Annotated in this window: 6 protein-coding genes; 3 read left to right on the forward strand and 3 right to left on the reverse strand. The window is 45.7% G+C overall.

Features of this window, described 5'->3' with window-relative positions; all coding sequences use genetic code 11:
- From CAG69_RS01420 to CAG69_RS01430, 3 genes are all read left to right on the forward strand, one after another.
- Window positions 1–1,160 (forward strand): MFS transporter (locus CAG69_RS01420; RefSeq protein WP_161442359.1); only part of this gene is annotated, 1,160 nt, incomplete at its 5' end.
- An 89-nt stretch (window positions 1,161–1,249) separates the two neighbouring features.
- Window positions 1,250–1,822, forward strand: a complete 573-nt coding sequence (locus CAG69_RS01425; RefSeq protein ID WP_161442361.1) for a DUF1415 domain-containing protein — start codon at window positions 1,250–1,252, stop codon at window positions 1,820–1,822.
- Window positions 1,823–1,931: 109 nt separating this feature from the next.
- On the forward strand, window positions 1,932–2,507 hold the full coding sequence (locus tag CAG69_RS01430; RefSeq protein WP_005377875.1) for a nucleoside triphosphate pyrophosphohydrolase family protein: 576 nt from the start codon (window positions 1,932–1,934) through the stop codon (window positions 2,505–2,507).
- A gap of 68 nt (window positions 2,508–2,575) precedes the next feature.
- Here CAG69_RS01430 and btuD read toward each other — a convergent pair whose 3' ends face one another.
- The 3 genes from btuD to CAG69_RS01445 form a co-directional block, all read right to left on the reverse strand.
- The gene (gene btuD / locus CAG69_RS01435; protein WP_161442363.1) at window positions 2,576–3,343 is read right to left on the reverse strand and encodes a vitamin B12 ABC transporter ATP-binding protein BtuD; all 768 of its coding nucleotides are present in this window, start codon (window positions 3,341–3,343) and stop codon (window positions 2,576–2,578) included.
- The gene (gene btuC, locus CAG69_RS01440; RefSeq protein ID WP_161442365.1) at window positions 3,330–4,325 is read right to left on the reverse strand and encodes a vitamin B12 ABC transporter permease BtuC; all 996 of its coding nucleotides are present in this window, start codon (window positions 4,323–4,325) and stop codon (window positions 3,330–3,332) included. Before btuC ends, btuD begins: the two co-directional genes overlap by 14 nt.
- Before the next feature lie 82 nt (window positions 4,326–4,407).
- Window positions 4,408–5,222, reverse strand: an 815-nt coding sequence (locus CAG69_RS01445; RefSeq protein ID WP_161442367.1) for a succinylglutamate desuccinylase, incomplete at its 5' end; no start/stop codon positions are given.

Raw genomic sequence — 5,222 nt, forward strand, 5'->3', positions numbered from 1 at the left:
TGGTTTTTTCAAATTTATACCTACTACAGCCAATGCTGCCCACTTTTGCCCAAATTTTCACGATCTCAGAAACGCAAGTGAACTGGTTATTTGCGGCCTCAACACTCGCTCTCTCTTTTAGCCTCGTTCCGATGGCTGTGTTGTCAGAATCAGTGGGACGAAAGCCAGTCATGATGGCTGGTCTGTTTTCGATTCCTACCCTTTCCGCTTTGATGCTGTTTGGTGACTCATTTCTGTTTTTGGTGGTATGTCGAGCACTGATCGGTGTCGCGCTCGCCGCTTTTGCTGCGGTCGCCGTGGCTTACATGGCAGAAGAGCTCGACAAGCACGCTTTCTCGATGGCAATTGGAACGTACATTGCGGCTAACTCATTAGGCGGTATTGCAGGGCGTATTAGCGGCGGCTTATTGGCGGACAATTTCAGTGTTGATGTCGCCATTGAAGTTATGATGGTGTTCACTCTTCTTGGTGTCATTGGCGTTCACTATTTATTGCCAACACAGCGCAACTTCACCCCGTCATCAAGCAGCTTGCGCCATCAAAATCGTGCGCTTATTGGTCATTTTAAAAACCAACGCGTGTGGTTCGCGATGCTGATAGGAGGACTCAACTTTGCTTTGTTCGTCAACCTTTACTCCGTCATGGGGTTCCGTCTGGTGAGTGAACCTCACAATGTGCCCGTCGGGTTGGCCTCACTGATCTTTATTTGTTACTTGGGAGGGACTTTCTCCTCTCGTTGCGCAGGCCACTGGAGTAAACGTTATTCATCAATCCTCGGTATGCTCTTAGGCGCGATAGTGAGCATGACGGGGATGTGGATTGCGGCGGTTGAAAGCTTGACTGCAATGCTATTTGGGTTGTTGCTGATAAGTTTTGGTGCCTTCTTTACTCATACCCTCGCCTACGGTTGGGTCGGTCAGAACGCCACTCGCGCCAAAGCCACCGCGACAGCGCTCTACTTAGTACACTACTACGTAGGCGGTAGCTTAGGAGGATTCTTACTTCTTTACTGTTGGCAGCATGGTGGTTGGTCGAGTGTTCTTATGGGGGGAAGCGCAGTCTACCTAGCGATGTTTGCTGCGATTGCGTATTTGAAACACATTGCCGAAAGAAAGCATACTGACCAAACACCTGACGCTGCGAGTTTAAAGAGTAGCTAAGGTACGCTCATTTGCGTAATACCTCTCTGGTTACTTGGATAACCAACTCTGCTATGCTTGCGCTACTTTAATAAAAACCAGAAAGTCGTATGTCAACGCGTTCAACACAAAACACAGATATCGAAGCGATCACTCAACAGGTCGATCAATGGCTCAACGATGTAGTAATCGGTCTCAACCTTTGTCCGTTTGCTGCCAAGCCGCAACGTAATAAACAAATCAAAATCTTTGTTAGTGAAGCGACTCAAGAAGAAACGCTTCTTGAAGATATTTTATTGCAACTGATTGAGCTGAGTAACACAGAGCCCGAACAACTTGAGACCACGTTGGTTGTGGTTCCCAACATGCTACAAGATTTCTGGGACTACAACTTTTGCATAGATTGGGTTGAAGGATTAATTAAGCAGCAAAACTGGGAAGGTGTTTTCCAAGTAGCGACTTTCCATCCTAATTACTGTTTTGGTGGCGCAAGGCCTGAAGACGACGAAAACCTGACCAATCGTTCTCCTTACCCGATCTTCCATTTGATTCGCGAAGAGAGTATGGAAAAGGTACTAAAACACTATCCTGATCCTGAATCCATTCCCGATACGAACATCGCTCGTGTTTCCGCCCTTTCAGAGGAAGAACGTAAAAAGCTGTTCCCTTACCTATTTCGTTAAGCACCACCATTCCCAAAGGCAGATTTATCACCAGTTAGATGCAATGCCCTTGGGGTTCAAAGTGCGGTTTGGTATCATTGCCGCTTCAATCGATTCAATGGAAATTAGAATGCAACTGTCAAAGCTAACCCAAGAGATTTTTGATCACTTATACCGTGATATCACCGAGTTCCGTAGTACGTTCGACTTACCAGTCGCAGACGCTGCAAGCCTTGATACGCAAGCAGACACACTACACACCTCTTTGGCGATCGAAGAGCTAACAGAGCTAGCAGAAGCAGATTGTAAAACTGAGCAAGCAGATGCCATCGTAGACAGCGTGTATGTATTAATGGGCCGTCTCGTTCATCTTGGCCACAGCAAAGTAGAAGACAACCTGGCGATCAGCTACTTAATTGATCTTCTATTAAACGTTGCGGTAAACCGTGGTATCGAATTTATTCCTTGCTGGGATGAAGTACATTCAAGCAACATGAGCAAAGTATGCCGTAACGAGCAAGAGTACTCAGAAACAGAGGCATTCTACGCGGAACAAGGCATCAAGTTGATGGCGGTGCAGAAAGGTGAATACATCATCGCGAAATGCGCCGAAGATTTCGTATCGGAAGGTAAAACCATTCGTAAAGGCAAAGTACTCAAATCTGTTTACTACCGCCCAGCAGATCTAAAACCGTTAACTCAGTAAGCGTTAAGTTTGGCTTTCTCGATTAAAAAAACGACCTCAAGTAGGTCGTTTTTTATTGTCCCTAAATACTAATCAAAGATTAAATAAGGTTGCTCATCTATGATGACCCTTTTGACTTGAGTATTGAACACTTCCCCGAGAGCTTCTTCCGTTAGCACAGTATCGGCATTTCCTGATGAGTGCAGCACACCGTTGTTAAGCAGCAATACTTTATCTGCGTGCTTTAATGTGCGATTGAGATCGTGATTAGCAACTAATACTCCAATTCCCTGCGCCGCCATAGCGTTAATCAATTGATAGAGCAGACCCTCTTGCGCAATATCTAACGGTGCTGCTGGCTCATCCAAAATTAAAAACTGCGAAAAAGGATTAATGGTACGCCACACCTGCAAACATACACCTGCTAATCGGACACGCTGCCACTCACCACCGGATAATGTTTGAATACTGCGATGAAGCTTATCTTGCAGTTGTACCAGCTCCACCACCATATTGACGGCATCACGCACTTTGATATCCGCAATCTCAGCACCACTTGGCAGAGATAAAGCGAGATACTGAAACACATCAACATTAAACGCTGGGCGCGATTGCTGACACAAATAACCTCGAACATGAGCTTGCTCTGACAATGGTAAAGTAAGCAAGTTTTTGTTGCCAACGTACACTTCCCCACTCATACCGTCTCGGTGACTTAACGTACCAGAAATCGCGGCCAATAAAGTGCTCTTACCGGAACCATTAGGCCCAACGATATGTACGATTTCGCCAGCTTTGCATTCAAAAGAAAGAGGCAATAATCGACTGCCAACCGACATATGTTTAACGTGCATCATGACTCTTCACCAGCATCCAGATGAAAATAGGTGCGCCAATCGATGTTGTCATGACACCTAAAGGTAACTCTGCGGAGTCCAATAACAGTCTTGCTCCGATGTCAGAAAATACAAGCAACGCAGCACCAGATATTGCAGAAAGTGGCAATAAATAACGGTTTTCCGTACCAAAAGCCAAACGCAACAAGTGCGGTACCACCAAACCAACAAAACTGATGATGCCACCCAAAGCGACTGAACTACCCACCAAAACAGAAATGGCGAGGATCAGTTTCCAACGCATTTGATGCACATCGACACCCAATTGGGTCGCATGAATCTCACCCAGCATCAATTTATCAAGCGACTTGCCTTTACAACATAACCAGATAAGCACCGGTAACATCACTAAAGTAACGGTATGTTGATACCAACTTGCACCGCCAATACTGCCCATTAACCAATACATCAGTTGGCGTAAACTGAGATCATCACTAAAGTAAAAAGCCCACGTCACAATCGCGCTCGATAAAATACCCAATGCGACCCCAACCAAAAGCAATCGAGCCGTCGTCAGGTGCATTGCCCTTGCTATCGCCACCAAAACAAACGTGAATACCATCGAGCCTGCAATCGCTGCCAACATAAAAACAATCGGGGTAGGAAGAACAGGTGACGCGAACATGATTAAGACCATTGCTAAGCTTGCACCACCAGAGATACCAAGCACGCCAGGTTCAGCCAACACGTTCCCAAGCAACACTTGTAACGTCGCACCAGATACCGCTAACGCAGCACCAATAATTGCCGCAGACACTAACCTCGGTAAACGCAAGTCCACCAATAACTTCTGTTCAAATGCAGATAAGGATTGAAAAGGAGAAAGGAAAATTTCTCCGACCATCAAGTGAATGGCAGAGAGTACAGCGAGCACGATCGACATAACCATCAGGTTACGTTGCCAGCGTCGTTCCTTGTTCAGGATAAGTTGTTGAAAATCCATAGCGGCCGATAAAAACAAACGAGGCTTAACCTTACAGTTAAGCCTCGGTAAATTGCAATTAACTTCTCAAAGTAATGTTGGATTAATCGTAAACCAACTCACCCTCTTCAAAACGGGTTTTCACTTCACAAACCATCAGAGCTGCTCGTTGACCTATTGCGACGTGGCGGTTCGGGAAGACAATCGCTTCGTTTTCATTCTTCGCCATTAATGGTTTGTCGCCATCATGACCAAACACTTCGCCGTGAACAAATGAGGTGAAGTTTTCAACATTGTCGTCGAACATAAAGTCAAAATCTTCGTTCAAGCGAACGATTGTGCGACTTACTCGATATTTAATGCATGGTTTTGGTAGGTGTTCTGGCTTCGTTTCCGCAATCAAATTACGTAAAGACAAATCAAACGCAGTCAATTTATCGAGGTCATTTTCACCGATACGAGCCACACGACCAAGCTCCATTGTCAGAGCCTGCGCACCAAAATTCTCGGCACTGTACCAGCTAAACGTACTCGATGGTGAGTTTGACAAGAGCACAGCTTCAATGTGTGCACTGTCCAAGAAATCGATTAATGCCTTGCTTCGCACAGGATGACGAGTCTTAGGACTTACTGCAAACGTATAGTGCTTCGAACCTCTAATCGCGCAGTGTAAATCAAGGTGCCAGCGTGTTGTCGGGTCGGTATCCTGATAGAAATCGCGAACGAGCAACTTTAGCGTATCAGCGATGACAAGCTCTTTTGTCTGTTTGTGTTCTTTTTCGTCAAACAGACGGTTGAGGTTTTCTTCAAGGAATCGTGTGTGCGCCAGAGTGGATTCTGGGTGAGCGATAATGAACAGACAACGGGTATCGACCGTCTGGAACCCAGATTCTATGTCTTGAATAATGGAATCCACCA

It is taken from the genome of Vibrio sp. V43_P6S15P86 (assembly GCF_009904725.1).
Classification (GTDB): domain Bacteria; phylum Pseudomonadota; class Gammaproteobacteria; order Enterobacterales; family Vibrionaceae; genus Vibrio; species Vibrio diabolicus.

Excerpts from the sequence above, each read along its gene's own strand:
- CAG69_RS01425 (WP_161442361.1), top strand. The coding sequence starts at position 1,250 with ATGTCAACGCGTTCAACACAAAACACAGATATCGAAGCGATCACTCAA.
- CAG69_RS01430 (WP_005377875.1), top strand. The coding sequence starts at position 1,932 with ATGCAACTGTCAAAGCTAACCCAAGAGATTTTTGATCACTTATACCGT.
- btuD (WP_161442363.1), bottom strand. The coding sequence starts at position 3,343 with ATGATGCACGTTAAACATATGTCGGTTGGCAGTCGATTATTGCCTCTT.
- btuC (WP_161442365.1), bottom strand. The coding sequence starts at position 4,325 with ATGGATTTTCAACAACTTATCCTGAACAAGGAACGACGCTGGCAACGT.